Genomic DNA, 24,725 nt, shown 5'->3' with positions numbered 1-24,725 from the left:
GCCTCCGACCCCATGCACATCACTGAAGTGGTCTTAGACGGGTTCAAGAGCTTCGGGCGAACGACGAGGATCCCCTTCTACGAGGACTTCACCGTCGTCACCGGCCCGAACGGCTCCGGGAAGTCGAACATCATCGACGGCGTGTTGTTCGCGCTCGGGCTCGCCCGCACCCGCGGGATCCGCGCCAAGAAGCTCACCGACCTCATCTACAACCCCGGCCACGACGACGGCGAGGCCGCCGACGGGCCGAACGAGGCGTCCGTCACGGTCGTACTCTCCAACGAGGACGGCACCCTCGACCGGTCGCAGGTCGTCTCCGCGGCCGGCACGGAGAACGTCGGCGACGTCTCCGAGATCACGATCAAGCGCCGCGTGAAGGAGACCGAGGACAACTACTACTCGTACTACTACCTCAACGGACGCTCGGTGAACCTCTCGGACGTCCAGGACCTGCTCGCGGCGGCGGGCGTCACGCCGGAGGGGTACAACGTGGTGATGCAGGGCGACGTCACCGAGATCATCAACATGACCCCCTACCAGCGGCGGGGGATCATCGACGAGATCGCGGGCGTCGCGGAGTTCGACGAGAAGAAGGAGGCCGCCTACGAGGAGCTCGACACGGTCGAAGACCGGATCGGCGAGGCCGACCTCCGCATCGGCGAGAAGCAGGACCGCCTCGACCAGCTCGCCGACGAGCGCGAGACCGCCCTCGAGTACCAGGAGCTCCGCGACGAGCTCGAGGAGTACCGCGGGTTCCGGAAGGCCTCCGAGTTAGAGGAGAAGCGCGACGCACTCGCGGACGTCGAGGGCGACATCGACGAGGCCGAGGCGGACCTCGAATCGCTCCGCGAGGAGCTCGACGCCAGACAGGGGAAGCTCACTCGCTTGGAGGAGGACTTAGCGGACCTCAACCACGAGATCGAGACGAAAGGCGAGGAGGAACAGATCCAGATCCGCTCGGAGATAGAGGAGATCAAAGGCGAGGTCTCGCGGTTAGAGGACAAAATTGAGTCCGCCGAGTCGCGCGCCGAATCGGCCGAGAACGACCGGCGGCAGGCGTTCGTCCAGATCGATCGCAAAGAGGAGAAGGTCGAGGAGCTGGAGGCCGAGATCCGCGAGACGAAAGTGGAGAAGGCGTCGGTGAAGTCGGAGCTGGCGACGAAGCGCTCCGAGCTGGCCGATGTCGAGGCCGAGATCGAGGGCGCGGACACGGAGTTCGACGAGCTGAAAAGCGACCTCGCGGAGAAGAAGGAGGCGATCGAGGCGCTCCGCGAGGAGAAAAACGAGACGCAACGCGAGAAGGACCGGCTGCTCGACGAGGCCCGCCGCCGCTCGAACGCCGTGAGCGAGGCCCGCGAGGAGTTAGAGGAGGCCCGCGAGTCGCTCCCGGAACACAAGGCGCGCATCTCCGAGCTGAAAAGCGAGCTCGACAAGGCGGAGAAGAACCAGGCGACCATCGAGGACGCGGTCGCCGACCTGTTCGCGGAGAAGGCCGAGAAGGAGGAGCGCTTAGAGGAGATCGAGTCGACGCTCCGCGAGAAGCAGAACGAGTACGCCAAGCTGGAGGCGGCGGCCGACGAGCGCGGCGACGCCTCCTGGCCCCGCGCGGTCACCGAGGTGAAGAACGGCGGTATCGACGGCGTCCACGGCGCGGTCGGCGAGCTGGGCTCGGTTGAGGCCGAGTACGCCGAGGCCTGCGAGACCGCCGCGGGCGGCCGGCTGGCGAACGTCGTCGTCGACGACGACGGCGTCGGCTCGACCTGTATCGACTACCTGAAACAGCGCAACGCGGGCCGGGCGACGTTCCTCCCCATCACGAAGATGGACGACCGGAGCCTGCCGCGGAAGCCCTCGCTGCCGGGCGTGGTCGACTTCGCGCGCAACCTCGTCGAGTACGACGCCGAGTACGAGTCGATCTTCTCGTACGTCCTCGGCTCGACGCTCGTCGTCGAGGACATGTCGACCGCGCGCGAGCTGATGGGCGACTACCGAATGGTGACGCTCGACGGCGACCTCGTCGAGAAGTCGGGCGCGATGACCGGCGGCTCCGGCGGCGGCTCCCGCTACTCCTTTACGAAGTCCGGCGGCGGCAAACTGGAGCGGCTCGCGACGGAGATCTCCGACCTCGAGGACGAGCGGCAGTCGGTCCAGTCGGAGATCGACGCGCTCGACGACGACATCGAGGACGCGCGCGACCGGAAGGCCGACGCGGCCGAGCGCGTCCGGTCGCTGGAGGCTGACGTCGAGCGCGCCGAGGACGACCTCGCGGAGGCCGAAGCCCGGATCGAGGAGCTGGAAGACGAGCTGGAGGAGCTGGAGGCGGAACGCGAGTCCGTCGACGAGCAGATGACGGCGCTCGACGAGGAGATCGCGGCGACCGACGCGGAGATCGACGAGCTCGCGGCCGAAATCGACGACATCGAAGCCGAGTTGGCCGACTCGAAGATCCCGGAGCTCTCCGAGCGCGCCGACGAGATCCGGTCTGAGATCGGCGACCTCGAAGAGCGGATGGACTCGTTCGACAGCCGGATCAACGAGCTGGAGTTGGAGAAGGGGTACGCCGAGGACGCGCTCGACGACCTCCACGACGACGTCGAGGAGGCGCAGAACGCGAAGGCGGAGGCCGAGGAGGCGATCGCCGAGCACGAAGCCGCGATCGAGGAGAAGGAGGCGGAACTCGCCGAGAAGAAGGAGGCGATCGCCGATCTCGAGGAAGAGCTCACGGAGCTGAAAGAGCAACGCGAGGAGCTCCGCGAGGAGATCCGCGAGGCGACCCGGAAGCGCGACGAGCAGCGGTCGCTCGTCTCGGAGGCCGAGTCGGACCTCTCGGACCTCACCGACCGCCGCGACCGGCTGGAGTGGGAGATCGACGAGCTGGAGTCGCAGGTCGGCGCCTACGACGCCGACGAGATCCCCGACCTCGACGAGGTGGAGTCGCGGATCGAGGCGCTCGAATCGGAGATGGAGGCGCTCGAACCGGTGAACATGCTCGCCATCGACGAGTACGAGGAGGTCCAGGAGGCGCTCGACGAGCTCCAAGAGCGCCGCGACGTGCTCGTCGAGGAGCGCGACGCCATCGAGGAGCGCATCGAGGGGTACGAGGCGGCGAAGAAGGAGACGTTCATGGAGACGTTCGAGTCGATCAACGACCACTTCGAGGACATCTTCGCGCGCCTCTCGGCGGGATCCGGTGAACTCGTCTTGGAGAACCCCGAGGACCCCTTCGAGGAGGGATTGACGATGAAGGCCCAGCCCGCGGACAAGCCGGTCCAGCGCCTCGACGCGATGAGCGGCGGCGAGAAGTCGCTCACCGCCCTCTCCTTCATCTTCGCCGTCCAGCGCCACAACCCGGCGCCGTTCTACGCGCTCGACGAGATCGACGCGTTCCTCGACGCGGTCAACGCCGAGCGCGTCGGCGAGATGATCGAGGAGTTAGCCGAGGAGGCTCAGTTCGTCGTCGTCGGCCACCGCTCGGCGCTGCTGGAGCGCTCCGACCGCGCCATCGGCGTCACGATGCAGGGCGACAACCTCTCGGCGGTGACCGGCATGCAGTTCGGCGACGACGCCGACGAGGAGGAGGTGACCGCGGATGACTGAGGACGGCGACGGAGCCCCCGACGGCGGCGTCCCCGACCTCGACCTGACGAGCGAGCGCGACGGCGCGGACCCGTTCGCCGAGGACGCTCCGGACGACGGCGGGGCCGACTCGACCGACGGATCCGAGTCGGCGGCGGCTGACTCCGACCCGGTGCCCGACGTCTCGCCCCCGAACGAGACCGACGAGGACGAGGTCGAGCCCGTCGAGCTCCTCGTCCAGCTCGCCGAGGAGGGCGAGATCGAGCCGTGGGACATCGACATCGTCCAGGTGACGGACGCGTTCTTGGAGAAGCTCGACGAGACGGACCTCCGGACGACCGGGCGGGCGCTGTTCTACGCCAGCGTCCTGCTCCGGATGAAAAGCGACGGCATGCTGGCGGACGACGACGAAGAGGAGGAGCCCGAGCCGGAGCCGTGGGAGGTGGCGATGGAGGGCGGTGCGCCCGACCCGGCCGACGGCGACTTCGACCCGGTCGACGAGCTGGAAGACGAGATCGACCGTCGGCTCGACCGCAAGAACACCCGCGGCTCGCCGGAGACGCTCGACGAGCTGGTCCGCGAGCTGCGCGAGGCCGAGCGCGGCTCGTGGTGGAAGGACTCCCGCGAGTACGACACCTCGGAGTCGCCGCACGGCCACGCCCGCGGCACGCAGACGCTCGACTACCACGCGGACGACGAGTTCCGGCAGGACGGAGAGCCGACCGCGGGCGAGGCGACCGACCGCACCCACGACGAGGACATCGAGGAGGTGATCGTGGAGATCGACAACGCCCTCCGGACGCACTTCGACCGCGGCCGCACGGAGGTGCTGTTCGCCGAGATCGAGACCGCGGGCGGCCGCCCGTTCATGACCTACCTCGCGCTGCTGTTCATGGCCCATCGCGGCTCGGTCCGGCTCCAACAGGACGACCTGTTCGGCGACCTGTGGGTGAAGGACCCGACCGCGATGACCGGCGAGTCGGAAGCGATCGCGGACTGATACGCGTTTGAGAGGATAGCTGTCTCCAAAGCCCCAGCCGCTCGCTTATAAATAACTGGCAGCGGATCGACGGCGAACACCTCCAAAGCCCCAGTCGCGAGGACGCCGTACGCTCGCTGCGCTCCTCAGTCGCTCGTTTCACTCGCTCCCTGCGGTGCTTACGTCGCCTACGGCGTCCTCGCGACTGCCCCTTTGAGCCCCGCCCGACAGCGACCGCCCCGCACCTCACACCTCCCCAGCCTCGTCGGCCTCCCTCCGCTTCGCTCCGGTCAGCCGACTCCCTCGCGCGTGCTGCTCGGCCGCGAAGCGGCCTCGCAGGCACGCGCCACCGCATCGCCTCGTTTATTTATAAGTAATCGCCGAGAAGCGGCTCGACGCGCTCCTGCGTTTCTTCCGGAATCGCCTCGGTCGGCGTGTTGACAGTGCCTTCGAGCGACGTGTGCGCGTCGCACTCTAAGTCCTCGGGGAGCGTCCGCACGGCCGCCTCGACGGCGGCCTTGATCGCCGTCTGGTTCTTCTCGGCGTTTTCGAGCACCTCTTCGAGCGTCACCTCGCTGTCCGCCTTCCAGACGTCGTAGTCGGTGACGCCGGCGATCGTCGCGTACGCGATCTCGGCCTCGCGGGCCAACTTCGCCTCCGGAATCGCGGTCATCCCGACGAGGTCCCAGCCTTGGCTCTTATAAAACTCCGACTCCGCGCGCGTCGAGTACTGCGGGCCCTCGATGCAGACGTAGGTGCCGCCCTTCACGACCTTCGTGTCGCCGGGCGCGGCCGACTCCGCGGCCTCGGTGAGGTGGTCGACGAGCTCGGGGCTGTACGGGTCCGCGAACGGCTGGTGGACGACGACGCCGTCGCCGTAGAAGGAGAGGTCGCGGCCCTTCGTCCGGTCGTATATCTGGTCGGGGACGACGAGCGTTCCGGGCTCCAGCTCCTCTTTCAGGCTCCCGACCGCGTTCGACGCGAAGATGTGGGTGACGCCCGCCTTTTTTAAGGCGTACATGTTCGCGCGGTACGGGAGGTCGGTCGGCGAGACGCCGTGGTCCGAGCCGTGGCGCGGGAGGAACGCGACTTCCTTTCCGGTGTCGCCGAACTCGCCGATCGTCACGGCGTCGCTCGGCTCGCCGTACGGCGTGTCGAACTCGACCTCGCGCACGTCGTTCAGGGGGAGCGCGTCGTAGATGCCGCTGCCGCCGATGAATCCGATGGTTCCCATACTCGGAGTGCGCCCGCTCGCTACTTATAAGGAATGAACCCGATCGCGGCGCGCCGTCGGCCCGCCTACAGCAGCCAGCGCACCGCCGCGAGCGCGACCGCGCTCACGGCGAGCAGGTGGACCAACACCGCGCCGACCGGCGCGGCGCCCACCGCGCGCATGTCGTCGACGCGGATCGAGAGCCCGAGGCCGACGAACGCCAGCGCGAACAGCGCGTCGGAGACGCGGCCGATCGACGCCAGCGCGGCCGGCGAGAGCAGCCCGCTGTTGGCGACCGCCGCGACGACCAGGAACCCGAGCAGGAACTTCGGGAACTCCGCCCACAGCCGCCGGACGCCGGGTTCCGCGGCCGATCGCGCCGTGTACGCCAGCGAGTACGCGACCGCGACGCCGCCGAGCAGCGAGTTTCGCGCCAGCTTCGTCACGGTCGCCCACTGGCCCGCCTCGGGGGAGTAGGCGAACCCCGCGGCCGCGACGGGCCCGGTCGAGAACATGCTCACGCCCGCCCAGACGCCGAACTGCCGGCTCGTCAGGCCGAGCCACTCGCCCGCCAGCGGGAACGCGACGAGCGTCACGGCGTCGAAGAGGAGGATCGTCGCGGCCGCGAACGTGATCGCGGCGCCGCGCGCGTCGAGAACCCGCCCGATCGCGACGACCGCCGAGACGCCGCAGATGCTCGCCCCGGCCGCGAGCAGCGACGAGGTCGGCGACCCGATCCGGAAGAGGCCGCGCGCGACGACCTCCGCGAACAGGAGCCCGCCGGCGACGACCGCCACCACGAGGCCGAGGACGGTCGGGCCGGCGGTCAGGAACTCCTCGACCGCGACCGCCGCGCCGAGCAGGACGATCCCGGTCTCCAAGAACAGCTTGTCGACGCCGACGCCCGGCTCCGCGACGTCGGGGATCCCGACGGTGTTCCCGATCCCGACGCCGATCGCCACGGCGACGACGAGCGGCTGGAGGCCGGGGACCGCCTCCGCGACGAGCGTCGCGGCGACCGCGCCGCCCGCGAGCAGCGCGAGACCGGGCAGGTGCGCCCGGACCGCCTCGATCACGCCAGTCACAGCGCCTGTCCGACGAGGTGCGCGGTGACGATCCCGAGTCCCAGCGCGAGCGCCTGCCAGCCGCGGTCGAGCGCGGTCCAGCGGTCGACGATTGAGGGCCCGGCCGCGTCGCCGGCGTCCGACTGCGGGCCCGTCCCGTCGGGAGCGTCCGGCCGCGCGTCCGCGCCGTCGGCGGCGTCCGATACCATACGCGTGCCTCGCCGCGCTCGCATTTATACGGTGTGACTCGGAGCGTTCTCGGGTTCCGGGGAGCGCACGGCGGCCGGCTGACGACCGAAAGAGGCAGGACGCGGGAGGGTGTGGTGCCCACAATCGATGTCCACCACCCAGATCAAAGACGCCGTCCACGGCTACATCGAACTGCCGGACGCGCTCGTCGAGGGGGTCGTCGACACGCGGCCGTTCCAGCGGCTGCGGTACGTCCGCCAGCTCTCGGCGACCCACCTCGTGTACCCAGGCGCGAACCACACCCGGTTCGAGCACTCGCTCGGCGTCTACCACCTCGGGCGGACCGTCTTCGAGAGCCTCCGCCGGCAGTCGTACTTCACGCGGGACGCCGCCGTCGACGAACTCGAAGAGATCCAGCGCACGCTGGAGTGCGCCTGCCTGCTCCACGACGTCGGCCACCCGCCCTTCTCGCACCTCTCCGAGGGGTTCCTCGACGAGGGGATTCTCCGTGAGCGCGTCGCGGAGACCGGGCTGGTCGACGCCTTCGACGCGGCCGGCGTCGGCGGCGCGCCGCTCCGCTCGGCGAACCCGCACGAGCTGCTCGGCTGCGTGATCATCGTCGAGGAGTACGGCGACGCCCTCCGCGATTTCGACGTGGACCCCTTCGAGGTGTGCGCGTACGTGCTCGGCTACAGCCTCGCGTACGAGCGCGGCGAGCCGTGGCAGTACGGCGTCGGCGCCCAGCTGCTCCACTCCCCCATCGACGTGGACCGGCTGGACTACATCACCCGCGACAACGAGATGACGGGCGCGGGCGTGTTGAGCTTCGACGTCGAGCGCATGGTCGACGCCTACACCGCCCACCCCGAGGCGGGGCTCGCGCTCTCGGAGAAGGCGCTCTCGACCATCGGCAACTACCTCGAAGGGAGAATCGCGCTGTACATGTGGGTCACCCAGCACCACAAGTCGGTGTACGCGAACCGGCTCCTCCAGGCGCTGTTGGGCGAGTACGAGCGGGAGACCGGGGAGAGCCCCGTCACGGTCGACGGCATACTCGACCGCGAGCTCGACGACAACGCGGTGCTCGAACGGCTCCGGACCGCCGCCCGCGAGAACCCCGACTCGACGCTCGCGTCGATGTACGACCGCTTTCGCGGGCGACGCTTCCCCGCCACCTGCTGGAAACACCGGATCGCGCTCGCCGACCGGGTCGGCGGTGACCTCGACGACGACCTGCCCGTGGACGGCGACCCCCTTGACGAGTTCACGGCGTGGCTCACCGCCGGCGACGACCGCTTAGAGCGACTCCTCGCCGGCGCCCTCGACGTGCCGGTCCACGAGGTGTGGATCGACCGCTCGTACGTCCCCGCCTACGACCCCGACGAGTTAGAGGACATTCCCATCGCGTACGGCGGCACGACGCGGTCGGTCGCCGACTGGGGGCTGTACGGCGACCGCGCGTTCGACGTGCCGATCCCCTTCGTGTTCGTCCCCGACGGGACGAAGCGTCGGGCGATCCGCGTGCTTAGAGAGGCGTTCGAGCGGGAGGTCACGGAGGAAGCGCGCGCGTAAGTCGGCGTTAGACGAATCGGCAGAAGAGCGGATCGGGTGTCGGCCGAATCAGTCGTCGGCCTCGGCGGGCACGGGGTCGTCGGCTTCGGCGTCAGCCGACTCGGCGTCGGACTCCTCGTCGGCCCGCGGGAAGTTCTCGATGGTCGCGTCGCGGAAGGCGGCCTCGTCGAACTCGTAGTCGTCCTCGAAGAAGTCGAGGACAGTCCCGACGTCCGTCATCGCGTTCTTCAGCGCGGTCGACGCGCCCGGCGAGGGCGTGATGTTGAATAAGATTCCGTCCTCGACGATCTTCGCCTCGCCCATGTCGAGCTCCTTGTTCTCGGTGTCGACGATCTGGGGGCGCACGCCGCCGTACCCCTTCGCGCGGTCGATGTCGTCGACGTCGACGCTCGGCACGACCTTCTGGACGTTCGGGAGGAACGCCCGCTTCCCGACCGCCGGGAGGTCGTACACGAGGTTGCGCACGACGTACGGGAAGAGGATCCGGTCGGAGAGGATGTTGACGTAGCTCAGCACGGAGTCGGGGTTGAACCCGAACACGTCGACGAAGTCGCTCACCGTCGAGAGGTGGCCGCGCTCCAGCGCGGGCACCAGCTTCGCCGTCGGCCCGAACCGGGTGACGCTCCCGTCGTGGACGTCGGCGTCGCCGTGGACCGCCGCGAACGGGAGCTTCTTCATCTGGAGCGTGTACACCTTCCCGTTCAGCAGGTCGTCAGCGAGGAAGAAGCTCCCCGCGACCGGCAGCAGCGACATCCCTTCGCCGTACCCCATCTCCTTGGCGAACTGGAGGCTGTGCGAGCCGGCCGCGACGACGACCGCCTCGGCGTCGAACTCGCCGTCGTCGGTGTCGACGCGGAACCCGTCGCCCCGGTCGTCGACGCCCGTCACCGTGGTCCCGAGGTGGACGGAGACGCCCGCTTCCTCGCGGGCGGCGTCGACGAACGACTCTGCGACCGCGCCGTAGTCGACGACGTAGCCGTCGGGCGTCTGGAGCGCCTTCAGCTCGGTGCCGGGGTCGCGCCCCTCGACGACCTTCGGCTCCAGCTCGGCGATCTCCTCGCGGCCGATCTCGCGCAGCTTCGGGAACAGGTCGCCGAACCCGTTCTCGCGGTAGCGCTCCTCTAACTTGGCGACCTCCTCGTCACCGACGCCCAGCACCATCTTGCTGCGCTTGCTGTGCATCTCCCGGTCGGGGTCCGCCCCCTCGAGGTAGCCCGCGAGCAGCTCGGCGCCCTCCTTGACCTCTTCGGCCTTTTCGAGGGTGTAGTTCGTCTCGATGTCCCCGAAGTGGAGCGTCTGGGAGTTGTTCGTCCGGTGGGAGTTGATCGCCGCGATCTCCCGTTCCTTCTCGATCAGCGTGACGTCGTCGACGTCGGTGAACTTCGCGACCGTGTACAGAAGCGACGCCCCGCTTATCCCCCCGCCGATGATTACGAGATCGGTGTCAGACATGCGTGGTGAAAGCTCACCCGGTGAGACGACCTCCCCCGTTAACCCTTTTACCATCCTCGCCCGAATTTGGCGGGTAGAGGGCCTACAAACGTCTATTGGTAATACGACGATCGTCGAACATCTCGTCGGTCACGAACGCGGCCGCCGGCGGCTACTCCCGTGCGACCGGCTCGGTCGGCGACTCCGGCGCCGGAGCGGGCGGCTCGTGGGTCCCGAACTCGGGGTGCGTCTCCTCCATCCAGACGACCACGACCGCCCCGGAGAGGAACATCAGGGCGGCGGTCAGGTAGAACGCCGCCTCGGCGCTGACGAACTCCATCGAGAGCCCGATCAGGATCGCGCCGACGGCGTAGCCCGAGTCGCGCCACATCCGGTAGACGCCCATCCCGGCCGACCGCCATGTCGGGTGGGCCGCGTCGCTCGGAACGGTCATCAGGTTCGGGTACAAAAGCGCCATCCCGAACCCGGAGACGCCGGCCAGCGCGGCCCACGCGAGGTATCCCTCGACGAGGACCATCCCGAGGACGCCCGCGCCGGCCAGGAACATCCCGGCGACGACCGGCGGTCGCCGGCCGATCCGGTCCGCGAGGCCGCCGGTGCCGATCTGGAGGAAGTACATCGCGCTGTGGACGCCGACCACGGCCCCGACCGCCGCGATGTCGAGCCCCTGGTTCAGCAGGTACAGCGGGACGGCGATCCAGAACAGCGTGTCGACGAAGTTCTCGACGTGGCCCGCCTGCGCCGCCGCGAACAGCGTCCGGTCGCCGTAGGTCGCCCGCTTTACGACCTCCTTGAACGGGAGGTTCGCGTCGCGATCGTCGTCGTCTCCCTCGGCCTCCGCGTACTGGACGGTCTCTCTGATCAGGAAGACCGAGATGAGGAACGCCAGGACCACGACGACCGCGAGGAAGTAGAACGGCTCCGGTCGGAGGCTCCACCGGCTGGCGATGACGCCCGTGATCCAGGCGCCGACGGCCACGCCGGTGTAGCCGAACGACTCGTCGATGCCGACCGCGAGGCCGCGCTCGTCGGGGCTCGCGAGGTCGATCTTGGCGTTTATCGCCATGCTCCACGTCAGCGCCTGATTGATCCCCAACAGGACGTTCCCGACGGTGATCCAGCCCCAGCTCGGGGCGAAGATGAGGATGACCGGGAGCGGGAGCGCCGTGACCCACCCGGCGACGAGCACGGGCCTGCGGCCGTACTCCTCGCCCCACTTCCCGGCGTAGAGGTTGAGGATCGACTTCACGACCCCGAAGGAGACGACGAACGAGCCGATCACGAGGAACGACTCGACGCCGAGCACGTCCTCCCCCAGCGCGGGGACGACGGTGCGCTCGGACCCGATGGTCAGGCCGGTGGCGAACACCAGCAGGACGTGGAGCGAGAACTGGCCGAGGTGTTCGCGGATTCCCTGTTTGACGTCGGTCGTCGCGCTCATCGGTTACTCGGCCGCGCAGTTGTTCGGCCCCAGCTCCAGCTCGGCCAGCTCGTCCGCCGGAACCGACTCCCGCCCCACGTTCGTGCGCTTGACGCGCTCGAAGTTCGGGGGTGGTCCGGGACGTCCGACGCGAGCGCCGCGACGAAGGACTCGCGGTCGCGGTCGAGGTCCGCGTTCCGGCGCTTCACTTCGCCGAGCGTCGCGGTCACCGGCGGCTCGGGCGAGCCGGGGTCGTGCGCCGGGAGCACGACCGCGTCGTCCGGCCGGTCCAGCAGCCGCCGGAGGCTCTCGTACAGCGTCGCGGCGTTCCCCTCCACGTCGGCGTCCTCGATCCCGGCCTCGACGCCGAGCTCGACGCGGCCGACGCTCTCGTGGAAGAGGGTGTCGCCGGTGAGTAGCGCCGCGCCGTCGACGTCGAACGAGACGCTCCCCTCGCTGTGTCCGGGCGTGTGGACGACCTCGACGTCGAGCCCGCCGACGGCCACGATCTGCCCGTCCTCGATCGGCGTCGCGTCGACCGCGAGCGCGTCCTTCGGATGGAGGTAGTAGGGGACGCCGTAGCGGTCGGCGAGCTCCGCCGCGCCGGAGACGTGGTCGGCGTGGGCGTGCGTGTCGAAGACGCCGACCGGGTCGGCGTCGTACTCGTCGAGGACCGCCTCGTACTCGCCGCGGTAGTGCGACGGGTCGAAGACGGCGGCCTCGCCCTCCGAGACAAGGACGTGCGAGAGACACCCCTTCCCCGGACGCGCGACCTGAATGAGCGTGCCGTCGAGGTCGACCGGGACCTCCGCGTGCCGATGGACGCGGCTCCAGCCGTTCATCCCGTCCGCGAGCGTCACGGCGTCGTAGCCCAGTTCGCGGAGGACCTCCGTCGCCGTCTGCGAGACGACCCCCGCGGCGCAGACGGTCACGATCTCGGCGTCGTCGGGGAGATCGGAGAGGGCCGGCTTGGCGCTGTCGGGGTCGTCGGTCAGTTCGTCGTACACGTCGACGTTGACGCTGCCCGGGATGTGCCAGTCCTCGAACTCCGCCTCGTGGCGGACGTCGAGGACGAGCGGGCCCTTCTCGTCGTCTCGCAGCTGTTCGCTGAGCGCGTCCGGCGATAGCTCCTGCATCGTACACCGGTATAGCGGGGAGAAGGGGATACGGCCGCTGCCGGACATGACCGGCACCGTTAATTCGCGCCAGTCCGAAGATCCCGTATGAGCCTGTACGAGGCCTCGATCCGAGTGAAACACGAGTGTCCGTACCGCGAGATCTCCGAGCGACATCCGGATCTCACCATCCGCGAGTGGCCGCTGAGCGACTGTCAGGTGCTCGAGATCACCGCGGAGACGACGCCGACGGACGCGCTGCTCGACGACATCGATCGGCTCGGAACCGTCCTCCACGAGTCCGCGGACGACGACGGGTACCACGTCGTCACGCAGTCCTGTCTCTGTTCGCTCGAGGCGTCCGTCATCGACCGCTTCGAGCAGCACAACTGCCTGTATCAGTCGCCGACCATCTACCGGCAGGGCTGGGAGCATTACACGGTGGTCGCGTTCGACGACGCCGACATCCGGGAGCTGCTCGGCGACCTGCGCGCCGACAGGGAGATCGAACTGCTCTCGAAGACCGAGATCTCGGAGACCCAGGTCCCGCACAGTATGCTGGCGCCGGCGAACCAGTTGTTCGAGGACCTCACCGACCGACAGCTGGCGGCGCTCCAGTTGGCCTTGGAGCGCGGCTACTACACCCAGCCGCGGAAGACCTCGCTGCGGGAACTCGCCGACCAGACGGCGGTCGCTCGCTCGACGTACGAGGAACACCTCCGGAAGGCGGAGAACAAGTTGCTCACGAGCGCGGGACAGTACCTGCGACTGGTCACCGCGACGTCGACGGGCGACCCGCTGGAGGTGGAGGCGACGCGACGGGCCGAACGTGCCGCCGATTAGTCCGCCTTAGACCGATGACTACGAGAGCCACACCGGAGCGCGGTCTCGCGACCGCTCGGCGCGTCGAACGTCGACGAACGCGCGTCTCCGAGGGGGCCGCGCCGTGAGCGACGCCGAGAGCTTCGTCCGGTTCTGCGACAGCGAGTTCGGGAGCGCAGTCATGGACCGCGAGGCGGCGTACGTGCGCCGACACGTCGCCGCGGACGACCGGGCGCTGGACGTCGGGTGCGGCATCGGGTCGCTCGAGGAGCGCGTCCCCGACCGCGATATGACCGGACTCGACCTGTCGGCGGCGATGGTCCAGACGGCGCGGGACCGGGTCGACGCGCCGTTCGTCCTCGGTGACGCGACCGCGCTGCCGGTCGCGACCGGGTCGGTCGACGCCGTCGTCTTCGTCTCGACGCTCGAGTTCCTCCCGGACGCCGAGGCGGCGCTGAGCGAGGCGACCCGCGTCCTCGCGTCGGACGGGACCCTCGTCGCGCTCGTGTTGAATACCCGCTCCGAGTACGTCCGGTCGAACCTGCGGCGGGAGGGCTCGTACTTCCGGCGGATGGTCCACCGCGACTCGGCGGCCCTGACGGAGCGGATACTGGAACGCGTCGACGGCGAGCGGGAGTACTTTCTGGGGATCTCCGGCGAGGAGGTCTTCGAGAGCAGCGACCCGGAGACCGCGGCGATCGCGGGGGTCGTCGGCGAGCCGGTCGACTGACCGCAACACCCTTTCCTCGGTTCCGCGAACGCCGGGACATGACCGACCCGTCCGACTCGGACGCGTCGCCGCTCTTCGAGGCGAAGGCGTTCGACGAGCCGTCCGTTTTCGATCCGGATGCCCTCCTGAAGAACGCCCGGCGGCAGAAGGACCTCCCGGAGCGTTCGGTCCCGGACGTCTGCGTGCTCGACCCGGACGGGGACGTCGTCCGCCAGCTGGCGGCCACCGGCGCGGCGCGGAAAGACGAGACGTGGCCCGGCTACCACACGGACCTCTATCGGTTCGAACGAGACGGCGAGGAGTTCGGGATCGTGGGCTGCGCGGTGGGGGCGTCGTTCGCCGTCCTCGTCGCGGAGCAGCTGTTCGCTGCCGGCTGCGAGTTCCTCGTGAGCGTGACCTCGTCGGGGCGGATCGTGCCGAAAGACGACCCGCCGTACTTCGTGCTCATCGAACGCGCGCTCCGCGACGAGGGGACGAGCCACCACTACCGGTCGGCGGGTCGGTACGCGGTGCTCGACGACAACCTCCGCGCCTCGGTCGAAGACGCGTGCGAATCGGTGTCACGTCCGGTGTACGCGGGCGCGACGTGGACGACCGACGCGCCCTTCCGCGAGACGGAGACCGCGATCGAACGGGCCCGGTCCGAGGGGATCCTCGCGGTCGAGATGGAGGCGGCGGCGCTGTACGCGTTCGCGGCCGTCCGGGACCGGCCGGTCGTCTGCTTCGCGCACGTGACGAACCAGATGGGGCAGACCGAGGAGGACTTCGAGAAGGGGGACGCGGACGGCACCCGCGACGCGCTGGAAGTGATCGAGGCGGCCGCGGCGGCGTGGCGGGCGTCGAACTAAGCTTACGCCCCGTCCCGCGCGGCCCGGTACCGCTCGCGGACCTCCGCGAACAGTTCCCTCCCGGCCTCGGTCCGGAGCCGGGGCTCGGTCGTCGCGAAGAACTCGTCTAAGTCGTCGTACTCGCGGAACGCGTCGGGCTCGCCCCGCTCCGGGTCGTACCGGTCGTCCTGCTCGTACATCAGGGCTTGGAGGCAGGTGTCGAGCAGGTCGCACTCCTTGATGAGGACCGCCTCCGGCGAGTCGCGGGCCTCGTACGCCTCCCACGCGTCTCGCACGCGCTCGGGGAGCGGGCCGGCGAGGTCCGCCATCGCCTCGCGCTCGGCGGCGACTTTCGCCTCGCGGTCGACTCCCTCGGCGGTGGAATCGGCACGGGCCGCCACGTCGCCGGTCTCAGCCTCGGCGACGTCGTGGACGACGGCGAGCCGAAGGGCACGGTCGAAATCGACCCCCGGGAGCTCCTCGCGGAACCGCTCGCCGAGCGCCAACACGAGGTACGCGACCCCCCACGAGTGGGCGGCGACGGACTCGGGGTCGTCGACGCCGCGGAGCTGCCAGCCGGTGCGCCGCTCGTCTTTGAGGTCGTAGGCGGCGAGGACGGCGTCGAGCGCCGCGTCGCGGTCGGCGTCCGCGTCGCGGTCGTCGTCACCGGCGTCGTCGTCGTCCGATTTCCCGGCCATCGCTCTGGCCTGCTACTCGGCGAGCGCCCAGGTCTCGTCGCCGACGGGCTCCGCGACGTCCCGCCGGACCATCTCGTCGATGACCTCGTCGAGGCGGTCGGGCTGGGCGACCTCCATCTCGATCCGGCCGATGCCGTGGAACTCCTCTAAGTAGTGGCGCAGGTCCTCCCGCGAGAACGCCGACTCGTCGGCGCGCTCCATCGCGCCCTCCGTGAGGTCGACCATATCCTCGAGGAAGTTCCACGGGTAGACGACCCACGTCCACTGTTCGAGCCGCTCGCCCACGAAGTCGGGCTGGAACTCGGAGGTGCCGAGCAGCTGGAGTGTCGCGGTGCGGATCTCGGCGGCGTTCCGCTCGTCGACGTACTCCTCGGCGCGGCGGATCGAGCCGCCGGTGTCCGCGATATCGTCGATGATGAGGACGTTTTTCCCCTCCACGCTCCCCTCGGGCATCGGGTAGCGGATCTGGGGTTCGTCGCTCTTCTCCGCGGCGCCGACGTAGTGTTCCATCTTGAGGCTCGTGAGGTCGTTGAGCCCGAGGAAGTCGCAGACGCACCGGCCCGCGAACCAGCCGCCGCGGGCCAAGGCGACGACCACGTCCGGCTCGAAGTCGGCCCGCTTCACCGCGTCGGAGACGTTGCGGCAGAGCCCGTAGATGTACTCCCAGTTGGTGAGCGTGCAGTCGAAGTCGTCCGGGAGGTCGCTCATTACGGGCGTACCTGCCACCCGCGCGCTGATAAGGGTTTAGCTCCGGCGTCGCGGGGCGTTCGCGCCCTCCCGATCGATGCCGCTCGCTCGCCTCGCCGTCTCACTGTCTCGCCGTCCACGCCGTCACCGCAGCGCCGAGATCAGCGCGATACCGCCCGCGAGAAGCAGTGCGAGCGCGGCCACCGGCTGGCCGCCGCCGACCGCGAGCGAGACGCCGTAGACGAGGCCGGCGGCGAGCGCGCCGACGAGCAGGCTCGACCCGGCGTGGACCGCGACGTTGCGCCGAACGCGGGCACCCCGACCCACCTGCTCGCCGAGGCCGACGCCGTGGTCGGCGACGTCCCACGCGACCGCGAGCCCGACGGCGGCGACGAGCAGCGGCTCGGCGGCCGCGCCGCGGTACCCCGCCAGCGCGAGGCCGACCACGCCGACCGCCGCGCCCCACGTCAGGACCCGGGTCGAGCTCCGGAGCGATCCGGCGAGGAAACCGAGCGCGGCGGCGCCGAGCAGCGCGCCGCCGATCGGGCTCGCGACCAGCGCGGCGGTCGCCGCGACGCCCGCGGCCGCGAGGCTCGCGACGATCGCGACCGTCGGCGGCCGCGCGTCGGTCTCGTGGAAGTCGACGAGCGCGTCGTCGCCGTCGCTCGCTCTGCTCTCCGCATCTTCCCCGCTCATCGCGACCACCGCCTCGTCGCGGCCGCGACGGCGACCGGGAAGGAGTCGTCGCCCCACTCCAGCGCGCGGATCCCCGCCGACCGCAGCGACCGCAGCCGCTGGCGTCGCTCGAAGGTCGTCAGCCGCTGGCCAGCGGTCTCGGTCGTCGTCGGGTCCGGCGAGAGCACCGTCACGAGGTGACCGTGCGCGTCGATCCGGCGCGCGAGCGTCGCCGCAGTGTCGTCCACCAAGGGGGTGAAAAACAGCACCTGCGCGTCGGCCGGGAGCCGCCGCCGGAACCGCCGGAGCCACAGCGACCGGTAGAACCGCTCGTCGCTCGGCGTCGGCGCGAGCGCCGGGTCGGTCGCCAGCGTCTCGCGCCCGCGGGCGGCGTGGACGGTCCCGCTGCCGGGCGGGAGCCAGCAGTCCAGCGGCGACAGCGCCGCGATCCCGACGCGGTCGCCGCCGTCGAGGAGCGCGGAGAACGCCTGGCCGGCGGCCGCGACGCTCGCCTCCACCGCCGTCTCCGCGTCGGGGTCGGCCGCGACGTACGCGGACTCGCGGGCGTCGACGAGCAGCACGACGGTGGCGGCGCGCTCCTCGCGCAGCTCGACGGTCGACAGCTCGCCCGTCCGGGCCCGCCGGTTCCAGTCGATCCGCTTCAACGGATCGCCGCGGCGATACTCCCGGGTGGCGTGGAACTCGACGCCCGCCCCGCCCACGTCGGTCGGCACCCGCCCGTGGTGGACGGTCGTCAGCCCGCGCAGGGGGAGATCCCCGCCTGCCGACAGCTCGGGGGTACAGGCGATCGCGGTCGGCGCGTCGAGCGTCGTCTCGCGCTCGCGCGCCCCGGCCGCGTCGCGCGTGATCGCGGTCAGCGGCTCCCACTCGTGGTCGCCCCGCGCCGCGCGCACGGTGTACTCGAACGTCACCGCGGTCCCGGGCCGCAGCGCCGTCGCGACCCGCGCCGGGCCGTCGACGACCGCTAACCCGGGCGGGACGCCGTCGACGAGGCGGAGGTCCGGGACCGCCGTCTCCCCGACGTTCTCGGCGCGGACGGTCACGCGCACCTCGTCGCCGGGGGCCGGCGCCTCGTTGCTCACGGACCGCGTCACCGAGAGCGTCGGCGTCGGCGCGTCGCCCGCCCGCGCGTACACGGCGTAGCCGACGCCGACCGCGCCGGCGAGCACCAGCGACGGCTGCCGGACGAGCACCCCGAGGCCGACCAGCGCCAGCGCCGCGCCCGCGATCCCCAGCCAGCGGTCGGTCGCGACCTCGCGCCGGCGCTCGCGATCGGTCGGGGTCTCGGAAGCTCCTTCGGCCGCGTCGTCTGCGCCTTCTGCCGCGTCGCCTGCGCCTTCTGCCGCGTCGCCTGCGCCTTCGGCCGCGTCGGCGTCGTCCGCGTTCGGTTCGCCTCCCTCGTCCCGATCCGGTTCGCCTCCCTCGTCCCGATCCGGTTCGCCTCCCTCGCCCTGATCCGGCTCGCCCGTCTCGGCCTCATCGAGCGTCGACGCGTCCGATTCGGACGCGACCGCTGCGTTCCCGGGATCGCTCACGGCTCTCCCCCCTCGACCCGCTCGATCTCGTCGATCGCGGCCCGGAGGCCGTACCAGTAGTTCGAGCGCCCCCGGACCCCGGCCGACAGGCGGACCCGGAGCGGGTACGCGGTCCCCGTGTCGAAGAACGCGGTTGCGACGGGGTCGTCCGACCACGTCCCGTCGTCGACGGCGGTCGCCGCGGCCTCCGGCGAGCAGTTGCGATCGCGAGCCACGGCGTCGACCGCGACCTCCCGGACCCGGTCGCGGAGGTCCCTGCGGTCGCGGTAGCCGCCCGGCGCCGGGCTGGCGACCCGCGCGATTCGCTCGTCGAGGTCGGACCCGGGCACCGCCGCCGGCGCGCGCCGCTCCGGCTCGCCGGGGTCGGTCAGCAGTCGCCGGCGGTCGCGGCGCGCGTTCGCGTAGCGGACCCCCTGGACCACGCCGAGGACGCCGATCAGCGTGACGACGGCCGAGGTCGGAGAGATTGCGGCCGCGATGCCGCGGTCGAGCGCCGCGAGGAGGCCGACGACGACCGCCAACACCCCGACGACCGCGAGCGGGCGCACTACGCGTCACCTCCGTCGGGCTCGGCGCGGCGCTCGACCGCGGCCGCGACGCCGGTCGGTTTGCGGCTCACGAGTCGCCCCCGTGCCGTTCCTCGATCCGGCGCAGCGCCTCGACGGCGCGGCGCTCGCGGTCGTCGGTCGCGTCCTCGCCGCCGTAGCGCACGCGTTCGAAGACCTCGGTGAGCGCGGTCACCGGCTCCTCGTCGACGCCGGCGTCGACTGCGGCGGTCGCGAACTCCGCCGGCGTCGAGGAGGCCGGTCGGTCGACATCGAGCACGTCGGTCATGTCCCGCCACGCCCGGTACACCTCGTTGTCCGCGTTCGACGACTCGATCCGGTCGGCGGCCTCGCCGGCGGTCCGGCCGATCGCGTCGAGCGACGGCGGCTCCTCGTCCGCCTCGTCGGGCCGACCGCCCGCGTCCCCGTCCGCCTCGTCGTCGCCGCCGGCGAGGAGGAGCGCGGCGACGCTCGCGATCACCGCGGCGACGACGACGACCGCGAACAGGATCTGCGGCGCCGACGCCGCGCCCTCTCCGCTGCCGAACCCCCCGCCGGCCGCGCCGCCCGGCAGTATCCCCGTCTCGTTGCCGCCGGTGCCGAGCGAGATGGAGATGCTCTGCGCCACCGAGCGGCACGTCGACAGCACCCAGAAGAGGACCGCGATCGGGGCGCCCATCACGCCGGCGACGGCGACGCTCGCGAACGCCGACGCCGTGTCGCGATAGGTGATCCCCGCCATCAGCGCCAGTCCGACGAGCAGCGCGAACACGGCCGGCGGCTCCCGCAGAGACGGGAAACAGAGCCCCGACGCGGAGAACTCGCCGGCCTCGCCCGTCGGGGAGAGCACTCCGGGGTCTCCGGTGTCCGATCCGACGCTCGGGGCGTCGCCGCCGCCCCCGCCGAACCCGCCGCTGCCCGTGTCGACGGCGGTGTCCAGCGTCGCCGCTGCGACGCCGAGCGCGACGAGGGCGAGGAGGGCGACCGCGACGGCGACCATGGCGTCCCGCTTCACGTCCCCGAATACGCCGGCCGCCGGGAATAGCTTTCGGCGAGGGCGGTCCCGGCGCCGCGTCGAGGGGGCTCGGACCGCTCCCCTACGCGTCGTCGCTCCCGTCCACGAGGTCGTCGAGGGGCGTCGTCGGGAACAGCGCGTCGACGTCGGGGTCGGGGTCGACGAGGCGGTACGCGGTCCCGTCGGGCTCGACGACGCCGGCGTCCGCGAGGTGGTCGAGGTGCGAGAACGCCTCGCCGGGGCCGTGGAGGACGTGGATATCCTCCAGCGAGCCGAACAGCGCGGCCGACACCTCCCACGCGGTGGCGGCTTCTCGGTCGGCGAGGACCTCGATCACTCGCCGGGTCCGGTGGCGGTGGTGGTCGAGAATCGTCGCCGCGCGCCGGCTCGGCTCGTCGATCCGCCACCGGTGGCCGGGATGGGCCGCGTCGAAGTCGCGGGCGACGATCCGCGCGAGGCTCTCGGCGTAGGCGGCGAGCGCGCCCTCGACGCGCACGTCCGCGCCGCCGACGTTGGGGGTGTACTTCGGGAGCAGCGCGTCGCCGGTGAAGGCCTCTTCCGTCGCGTCCGCGCCGGCGACGGGGTCGTGATCGGGGACGGTTCGGGGGTCGAACGCGAATCCGGTGAGACCGGCGGTGTGGCCCGGCAGGTGGAGGGCTTCGAGCTCGACGCCGCCGGCCTCGATCGCGTCGCCGTCTTCGAACGTCGTCACGTCCGCGGGCTCGCCGGAGAGGTCCGTGCTGACCGCGGCGAAGAAATCGGTCAGGCGCTCCCGGTCGGCGTCGGGCATCCCCCACCGCTCGAACGTCTCGCGCTGGAGGTCGCGGTCGGCGAACAGCGGCGTCTCCGTCCCGTCGACGAGTGCGGCGTCGGCCTCGTGGACGTACACGTCGGCGCCGCCTTCGGCCTGAATCTCGCCGGCGAGCCCCGCGTGGTCCGGGTGCCAGTGAGTGAGCACGACCGCGTCGATGTCGGCGAACGAGCGACCGTACTCGGCGAGGCCGTCGACCAACTCCTCGCGCACGTCCGGGAGCGCCACGCCGGTGTCGACGAGCGCGGTCGCCTCGCCGTCGAGCAGGTAGACGTCGTTCGCGCCCTCGAAGACGGTGTTGCCGAGCTGGATCCGTTTCACACGACACGGTCGTCGGGAACCCTTTTGAGGGTTACCACCGCGGCGAGGTGGACCGGCGCGACCGGTCTCTCAGTTCCGCCGTCGGGAGGGCTTTTACTCGCGCGTCCCTCACCGCGGGTATGGAGTACCAACCGGGCGTGTGTAACATCGGACCGACCCAACAGCGACGGCGGCTTCTCCTCGGCGTCGGGTCGCTGCTGGTCGCGGCGGTCTACGTCGCGGCGGTCGTCGCGCTCGCGTGGCCGCGGTGGGCGCTGATCGCCTCGGTGGTCCCGTTGTACGGCGCGGCGATGGGGGCGTTGCAGTACCGCGAGCGCTTCTGTATCGGCTTCGCCGGGATGGGGGTGTTCGACGTGGGCGACGGGGCGAACGAGATTCAAAACGAGGCGGCGCTCGCAGCCGACCGGAAGAAGGCGGTCCGGCTCAACGCGAAGGCGATGGCGCTCGGCGTCGCCGGAACGGTCGTCGTGTTCGTTGCGGTGACCTATCTCTTATAAATGCTCGCAGAGGCGCGAGGCGTTCGTTTATAAATGACTGCTAACGGATCGGCGGCGAACTCCTCTAAAGCCCCAGCCGCCTGTTTATAAATGACTGTCAGTGGATTGGCGGCGAACACCGCCAAATACCCAGCCGCTCGTTTATAAATGACTGCTAGCGGATCGGCGGCGAATTCCTCCAAAGCCCCAGCCGTGAGGGCGTCGTACGCTCGCTGTGCTCCTCGGTCGCTCACTCCGTTCGCTCCCTGCGGTGTCGCCGGCGGCTCCGCCGCCGGCTTTTCGTGGCGCGTAGCGCCACGCTACTTACGTCGCCTACGACGCCCTCACGGCTGCCCCTTTGAGTCCCACCCCGCACCGCTCCGCACGGCGCCTCACGCCTCCCCAGCCTCGCGGCTCACGCTTCGCGGCTACGCCGCTCGCGTTCGCCGCGTCCCTCGCGCGTGCTGCTCGGCCGCGGGGCGGCCTCGCAGGCACGCGCCACCGCACAACACCGCGGGTCGCTCTCGCGTCCCGTCGGCGTTGCGGTCGCGTTGATGAACACGAACGTGCGTATAGAAAAGCATTAGAACCGGCTCGGTAACCACGTAAGTGAATGAGTCTGTCCGATGCGGACCACGAGCTCGTGACCGCGGAGCTCGGTCGGGAGCCGACGGCGGCCGAGGCCGCGCTGTTCGAGAACCTCTGGAGCGAGCACTGCGCGTACCGCTCCTCGCGGCCCCTGCTGTCGGCGTTCGACAGCGAGGGCGACCAGGTCGTGGTCGGCCCCGGCGACGACGCCGCGGTCCTCGCGCTGCCCGAGCCCGACGCGGCCGACGCCCCCGCGGCCGAGCGCGACGCCGACGACTACGGCGACACCTACGTCACGTTCGGCGTCGAGAGCCACAACCACCCCTCCTTCGTCGACCCGTTCGACGGCGCAGCGACGGGCGTCGGCGGCATCGTCCGCGACACGATGAGCATGGGCGCGTACCCGATCGGCCTCCTCGACTCGCTGTACTTCGGCGGCTTCGACCGCGAGCGCTCCCGCTACCTCTTCGAGGGCGTCGTCGAGGGCATCTCCCACTACGGCAACTGTATCGGCGTTCCCACGGTCGGCGGCAGCGTCGCCTTCCACGGCGGCTACGAGGGCAACCCCCTGGTCAACGTCGCCTGCGTCGGTGTCACGAACGAGGACCGACTCGTCACGGCGACCGCACAGGAGCCGGGCAACAAGCTGGTCCTCGTCGGCAACGGCACCGGCCGAGACGGGCTCGGCGGCGCCTCCTTCGCGAGCGAGGACCTCGCGGAGGACGCAGAGACCGAGGACCGCCCGGCGGTTCAGGTCGGCGACCCCTACGCCGAGAAGCGGCTGATCGAGTGTAACGAGGCGCTCGTGGACGAGGACCTCGTGCTCTCCGCCCGTGACCTCGGCGCGGCCGGCCTCGGCGGCGCCTCCTCCGAGCTCGTCGCGAAGGGCGGACTCGGCGCGCGGATCGACCTCGACCGGGTCCACCAGCGCGAGCCGAACATGAACGCGATGGAGATCCTGCTCGCCGAGAGCCAGGAGCGGATGTGCTACGAGGTCGATCCGGACGACGTCGACCGCGTCGCCGCCCTCGCCGAGCGGTTCGACCTCGGCTGCTCCGTCATCGGCGAGGTGACCGACGGGAACTACGTCTGCGAGTTCGCGGGCGACGCGGACGCCGACCCGGCCGACCGCGAGGTCGTCGTCGACGCGCCCGCCGAGTTCCTCGCCGACGGCGCGCCGATGAACGACCTCGCGAGCGAGCCGCCGAGCGAGCCCGACAGGGATCTGCCCGACGACGAGCCCCCGCTCGACGAGGCGGTCGCGGCCGTCCTCTCGGCCCCCTCGACCGCGAGCAAGCGCTGGGTGTACCGCCAGTACGACCACGAGGTCGGGACGCGCACGGCCGTGAAGCCAGGCGACGACGCCGCGCTGCTGGCGATCCGAGAGACGGAGCCGGAAGACGGCGGCGGAGCGGACGACGCCGGTAGCGACGACTCCGCCGACGGCGTCGGCCTCGCGCTCGCCTCCGGTGCGAACCCGAAGTGGACCGCGGTCGCGCCGTACGAAGGCGCCCGCGCGGTCGCCGTGGAGAACGCGACGAACCTCGCCGCGACCGGCGCGGTCCCGCTCGCCGCGGTCGACTGCCTCAACGGCGGCAACCCGGAGAAGCCGGACGTGTACGGCGCCTTCGAGGGGATCGTCGACGGCCTCGCGGACGCCTGCGCCGCGCTCGACACGCCCGTCGTCGGCGGCAACGTCTCGCTGTACAACGACAGCGTCGAGGGGCCGATCCCGCCGACGCCGACGCTCGCGGTGCTGGGCACGACGCGGGGGTACGACGCGCCGCCCGCCGCGCTCGACGCCGACCGCGCGGCCGACTCCGAACTGCTGCTCGTCGGCGCCGGGGGCGACGCGCTCGGCGGCTCCGAGTACCTCGCGCACGCCGGCGGGAGCGACCGGTTCCCGACGCTGCCCGACGAGTCCGGCGCCGCCGACGACCTCGGCGGCCTCGTCGCGTCGCTCGCGGCGGCCGCCCGCCACGAGTCGACGCTCGCGGCCCACGACGTGAGCGAGGGGGGGCTCGCGGTCGCGCTCGCCGAGCTGATCACCGACGACGCCGGCGTCGACACGACCCTTCCGGACCGCGTCGCGGCCTTCGACGAGACGCCCGGACGCCTGCTCGTCCAGACGACCGATCCCGAGGCGGTCGCGGCCGCGGTCGGCGACCTCCCCGTCTTCCGCCTCGGCGACGTGACGACGGACGGGGCACTCTCGCTCACCGTCGGCGACGAGTCGGTCGCGCTCTCGGCCGATGCGGTCCGCGACCGCCGCGACGTGATCGAACGCGAACTCGCCTGAACCGGCGCGACGCGGTGGGCGAGCGGCGAGCCGCACACGCCGGCCGCCCACGATCTCCCGATTTCGATGCCGCGAGAGCGAGCGATACGCTTTTA

General features: G+C 70.9%; 21 protein-coding genes and 1 pseudogene. 8 read left to right on the top strand and 14 right to left on the bottom strand.

Going from position 1 to position 24,725, the window contains the following annotated elements:
- Window positions 1–12 precede the first annotated feature (12 nt).
- Together smc and J7656_RS13400 are read left to right on the top strand one after the other, a co-directional pair.
- Window positions 13–3,597, top strand: coding sequence for a chromosome segregation protein SMC (gene smc, locus J7656_RS13405; RefSeq protein WP_211553556.1), 3,585 nt, complete (start codon window positions 13–15; stop codon window positions 3,595–3,597).
- The gene (locus J7656_RS13400; protein WP_211553555.1) at window positions 3,590–4,576 is read left to right on the top strand and encodes a segregation and condensation protein A; all 987 of its coding nucleotides are present in this window, start codon (window positions 3,590–3,592) and stop codon (window positions 4,574–4,576) included. The genes smc and J7656_RS13400 overlap by 8 nt, the downstream gene beginning before the upstream one ends.
- Before the next feature lie 346 nt (window positions 4,577–4,922).
- Here J7656_RS13400 and mtnP read toward each other — a convergent pair whose 3' ends face one another.
- The 3 genes from mtnP to J7656_RS13385 all read right to left on the bottom strand — a co-directional run bounded on the left by mtnP (window position 4,923) and on the right by J7656_RS13385 (window position 7,041).
- Window positions 4,923–5,789: an S-methyl-5'-thioadenosine phosphorylase gene (gene mtnP, locus J7656_RS13395; protein WP_017342406.1), complete on the bottom strand. Its 867-nt coding sequence runs from the start codon at window positions 5,787–5,789 to the stop codon at window positions 4,923–4,925.
- Window positions 5,790–5,854: 65 nt separating this feature from the next.
- Window positions 5,855–6,853: a YeiH family protein gene (locus J7656_RS13390; RefSeq protein WP_211553554.1), complete on the bottom strand. Its 999-nt coding sequence runs from the start codon at window positions 6,851–6,853 to the stop codon at window positions 5,855–5,857.
- Complete coding sequence (locus J7656_RS13385; RefSeq protein ID WP_017342408.1) at window positions 6,850–7,041, bottom strand: hypothetical protein; 192 nt, start codon at window positions 7,039–7,041, stop codon at window positions 6,850–6,852. Before J7656_RS13385 ends, J7656_RS13390 begins: the two co-directional genes overlap by 4 nt.
- 127 nt (window positions 7,042–7,168) lie before the next feature.
- Here J7656_RS13385 and J7656_RS13380 point away from each other — a divergent pair, with 127 nt between their 5' ends.
- The gene (locus J7656_RS13380; protein ID WP_211553552.1) at window positions 7,169–8,593 is read left to right on the top strand and encodes an HD domain-containing protein; all 1,425 of its coding nucleotides are present in this window, start codon (window positions 7,169–7,171) and stop codon (window positions 8,591–8,593) included.
- A 48-nt stretch (window positions 8,594–8,641) separates the two neighbouring features.
- On the opposite strand, the gene J7656_RS13375 is transcribed toward J7656_RS13380, so the two are convergent.
- The 3 genes and pseudogenes from J7656_RS13375 to J7656_RS13365 all read right to left on the bottom strand — a co-directional run bounded on the left by J7656_RS13375 (window position 8,642) and on the right by J7656_RS13365 (window position 12,601).
- Window positions 8,642–10,045 carry an FAD-dependent oxidoreductase gene (locus J7656_RS13375; RefSeq protein WP_211553551.1) on the bottom strand — a complete coding sequence of 468 codons (1,404 nt, stop codon included), beginning with the start codon at window positions 10,043–10,045 and terminating at the stop codon, window positions 8,642–8,644.
- Window positions 10,046–10,196: 151 nt separating this feature from the next.
- Window positions 10,197–11,486, bottom strand: a complete 1,290-nt coding sequence (locus tag J7656_RS13370) for an MFS transporter (RefSeq protein WP_017342411.1) — start codon at window positions 11,484–11,486, stop codon at window positions 10,197–10,199.
- A gap of 3 nt (window positions 11,487–11,489) precedes the next feature.
- Window positions 11,490–12,601 (bottom strand): annotated as a pseudogene (locus J7656_RS13365) (MBL fold metallo-hydrolase).
- Between the two features lie 87 nt (window positions 12,602–12,688).
- On the opposite strand from J7656_RS13365, the gene J7656_RS13360 reads away from it, so the two are divergent.
- The 3 genes from J7656_RS13360 (at window position 12,689) to J7656_RS13350 (ending at window position 14,980) form a co-directional block, all read left to right on the top strand.
- A complete protein-coding gene (locus J7656_RS13360) occupies window positions 12,689–13,423 on the top strand; it encodes a helix-turn-helix domain-containing protein (RefSeq protein WP_017342413.1) in 735 nt (244 codons plus the stop codon).
- A 103-nt stretch (window positions 13,424–13,526) separates the two neighbouring features.
- Window positions 13,527–14,132, top strand: coding sequence for a class I SAM-dependent methyltransferase (locus J7656_RS13355; RefSeq protein WP_211553550.1), 606 nt, complete (start codon window positions 13,527–13,529; stop codon window positions 14,130–14,132).
- Between the two features lie 38 nt (window positions 14,133–14,170).
- Window positions 14,171–14,980 (top strand): nucleoside phosphorylase, encoded by an 810-nt coding sequence (locus tag J7656_RS13350; RefSeq protein WP_017342415.1) that lies wholly within the window; start codon window positions 14,171–14,173, stop codon window positions 14,978–14,980.
- Window positions 14,981–14,982: 2 nt separating this feature from the next.
- Here J7656_RS13350 and J7656_RS13345 read toward each other — a convergent pair whose 3' ends face one another.
- From J7656_RS13345 to J7656_RS13315, 7 genes are all read right to left on the bottom strand, one after another.
- Window positions 14,983–15,657, bottom strand: coding sequence for an HD domain-containing protein (locus J7656_RS13345; protein WP_211553549.1), 675 nt, complete (start codon window positions 15,655–15,657; stop codon window positions 14,983–14,985).
- Window positions 15,658–15,669: 12 nt separating this feature from the next.
- A complete protein-coding gene (locus tag J7656_RS13340; RefSeq protein ID WP_211553548.1) occupies window positions 15,670–16,365 on the bottom strand; it encodes a phosphoribosyltransferase in 696 nt (231 codons plus the stop codon).
- Window positions 16,366–16,488: 123 nt separating this feature from the next.
- The gene (locus tag J7656_RS13335) at window positions 16,489–17,097 is read right to left on the bottom strand and encodes a DUF7519 family protein (protein WP_026046164.1); all 609 of its coding nucleotides are present in this window, start codon (window positions 17,095–17,097) and stop codon (window positions 16,489–16,491) included.
- Entirely contained in the window at window positions 17,037–18,575 is a 1,539-nt protein-coding gene (locus tag J7656_RS13330) for a DUF58 domain-containing protein (RefSeq protein WP_017342419.1), read from the bottom strand. Before J7656_RS13330 ends, J7656_RS13335 begins: the two co-directional genes overlap by 61 nt.
- Window positions 18,572–19,123 carry a DUF7269 family protein gene (locus J7656_RS13325; RefSeq protein WP_017342420.1) on the bottom strand — a complete coding sequence of 184 codons (552 nt, stop codon included), beginning with the start codon at window positions 19,121–19,123 and terminating at the stop codon, window positions 18,572–18,574. Before J7656_RS13325 ends, J7656_RS13330 begins: the two co-directional genes overlap by 4 nt.
- Before the next feature lie 67 nt (window positions 19,124–19,190).
- Complete coding sequence (locus J7656_RS13320; RefSeq protein ID WP_026046165.1) at window positions 19,191–20,135, bottom strand: DUF4129 domain-containing protein; 945 nt, start codon at window positions 20,133–20,135, stop codon at window positions 19,191–19,193.
- 82 nt (window positions 20,136–20,217) lie between these two features.
- Window positions 20,218–21,267: an MBL fold metallo-hydrolase gene (locus J7656_RS13315; protein WP_211553547.1), complete on the bottom strand. Its 1,050-nt coding sequence runs from the start codon at window positions 21,265–21,267 to the stop codon at window positions 20,218–20,220.
- A 119-nt stretch (window positions 21,268–21,386) separates the two neighbouring features.
- Between J7656_RS13315 and J7656_RS13310 the strand changes: the two genes are divergently transcribed.
- Window positions 21,387–21,764: a hypothetical protein gene (locus tag J7656_RS13310; protein ID WP_211553545.1), complete on the top strand. Its 378-nt coding sequence runs from the start codon at window positions 21,387–21,389 to the stop codon at window positions 21,762–21,764.
- On the opposite strand, the gene J7656_RS13305 is transcribed toward J7656_RS13310, so the two are convergent.
- Window positions 21,752–21,997 carry a hypothetical protein gene (locus J7656_RS13305; RefSeq protein WP_249191464.1) on the bottom strand — a complete coding sequence of 82 codons (246 nt, stop codon included), beginning with the start codon at window positions 21,995–21,997 and terminating at the stop codon, window positions 21,752–21,754. The two genes, J7656_RS13310 and J7656_RS13305, sit on opposite strands and share 13 nt — an antisense overlap.
- A gap of 359 nt (window positions 21,998–22,356) precedes the next feature.
- Here J7656_RS13305 and purL point away from each other — a divergent pair, with 359 nt between their 5' ends.
- The gene (gene purL / locus J7656_RS13300; RefSeq protein ID WP_211553544.1) at window positions 22,357–24,630 is read left to right on the top strand and encodes a phosphoribosylformylglycinamidine synthase subunit PurL; all 2,274 of its coding nucleotides are present in this window, start codon (window positions 22,357–22,359) and stop codon (window positions 24,628–24,630) included.
- Window positions 24,631–24,725 lie beyond the last annotated feature (95 nt).

The organism is Halorubrum ruber (assembly GCF_018228765.1).
GTDB classification, from domain to species: Archaea; Halobacteriota; Halobacteria; order Halobacteriales; family Haloferacaceae; genus Halorubrum; species Halorubrum ruber.
The sequence above is the reverse complement of the archived record's forward strand: the minus strand, read 5'-3'. Positions and strand labels throughout refer to the sequence as shown.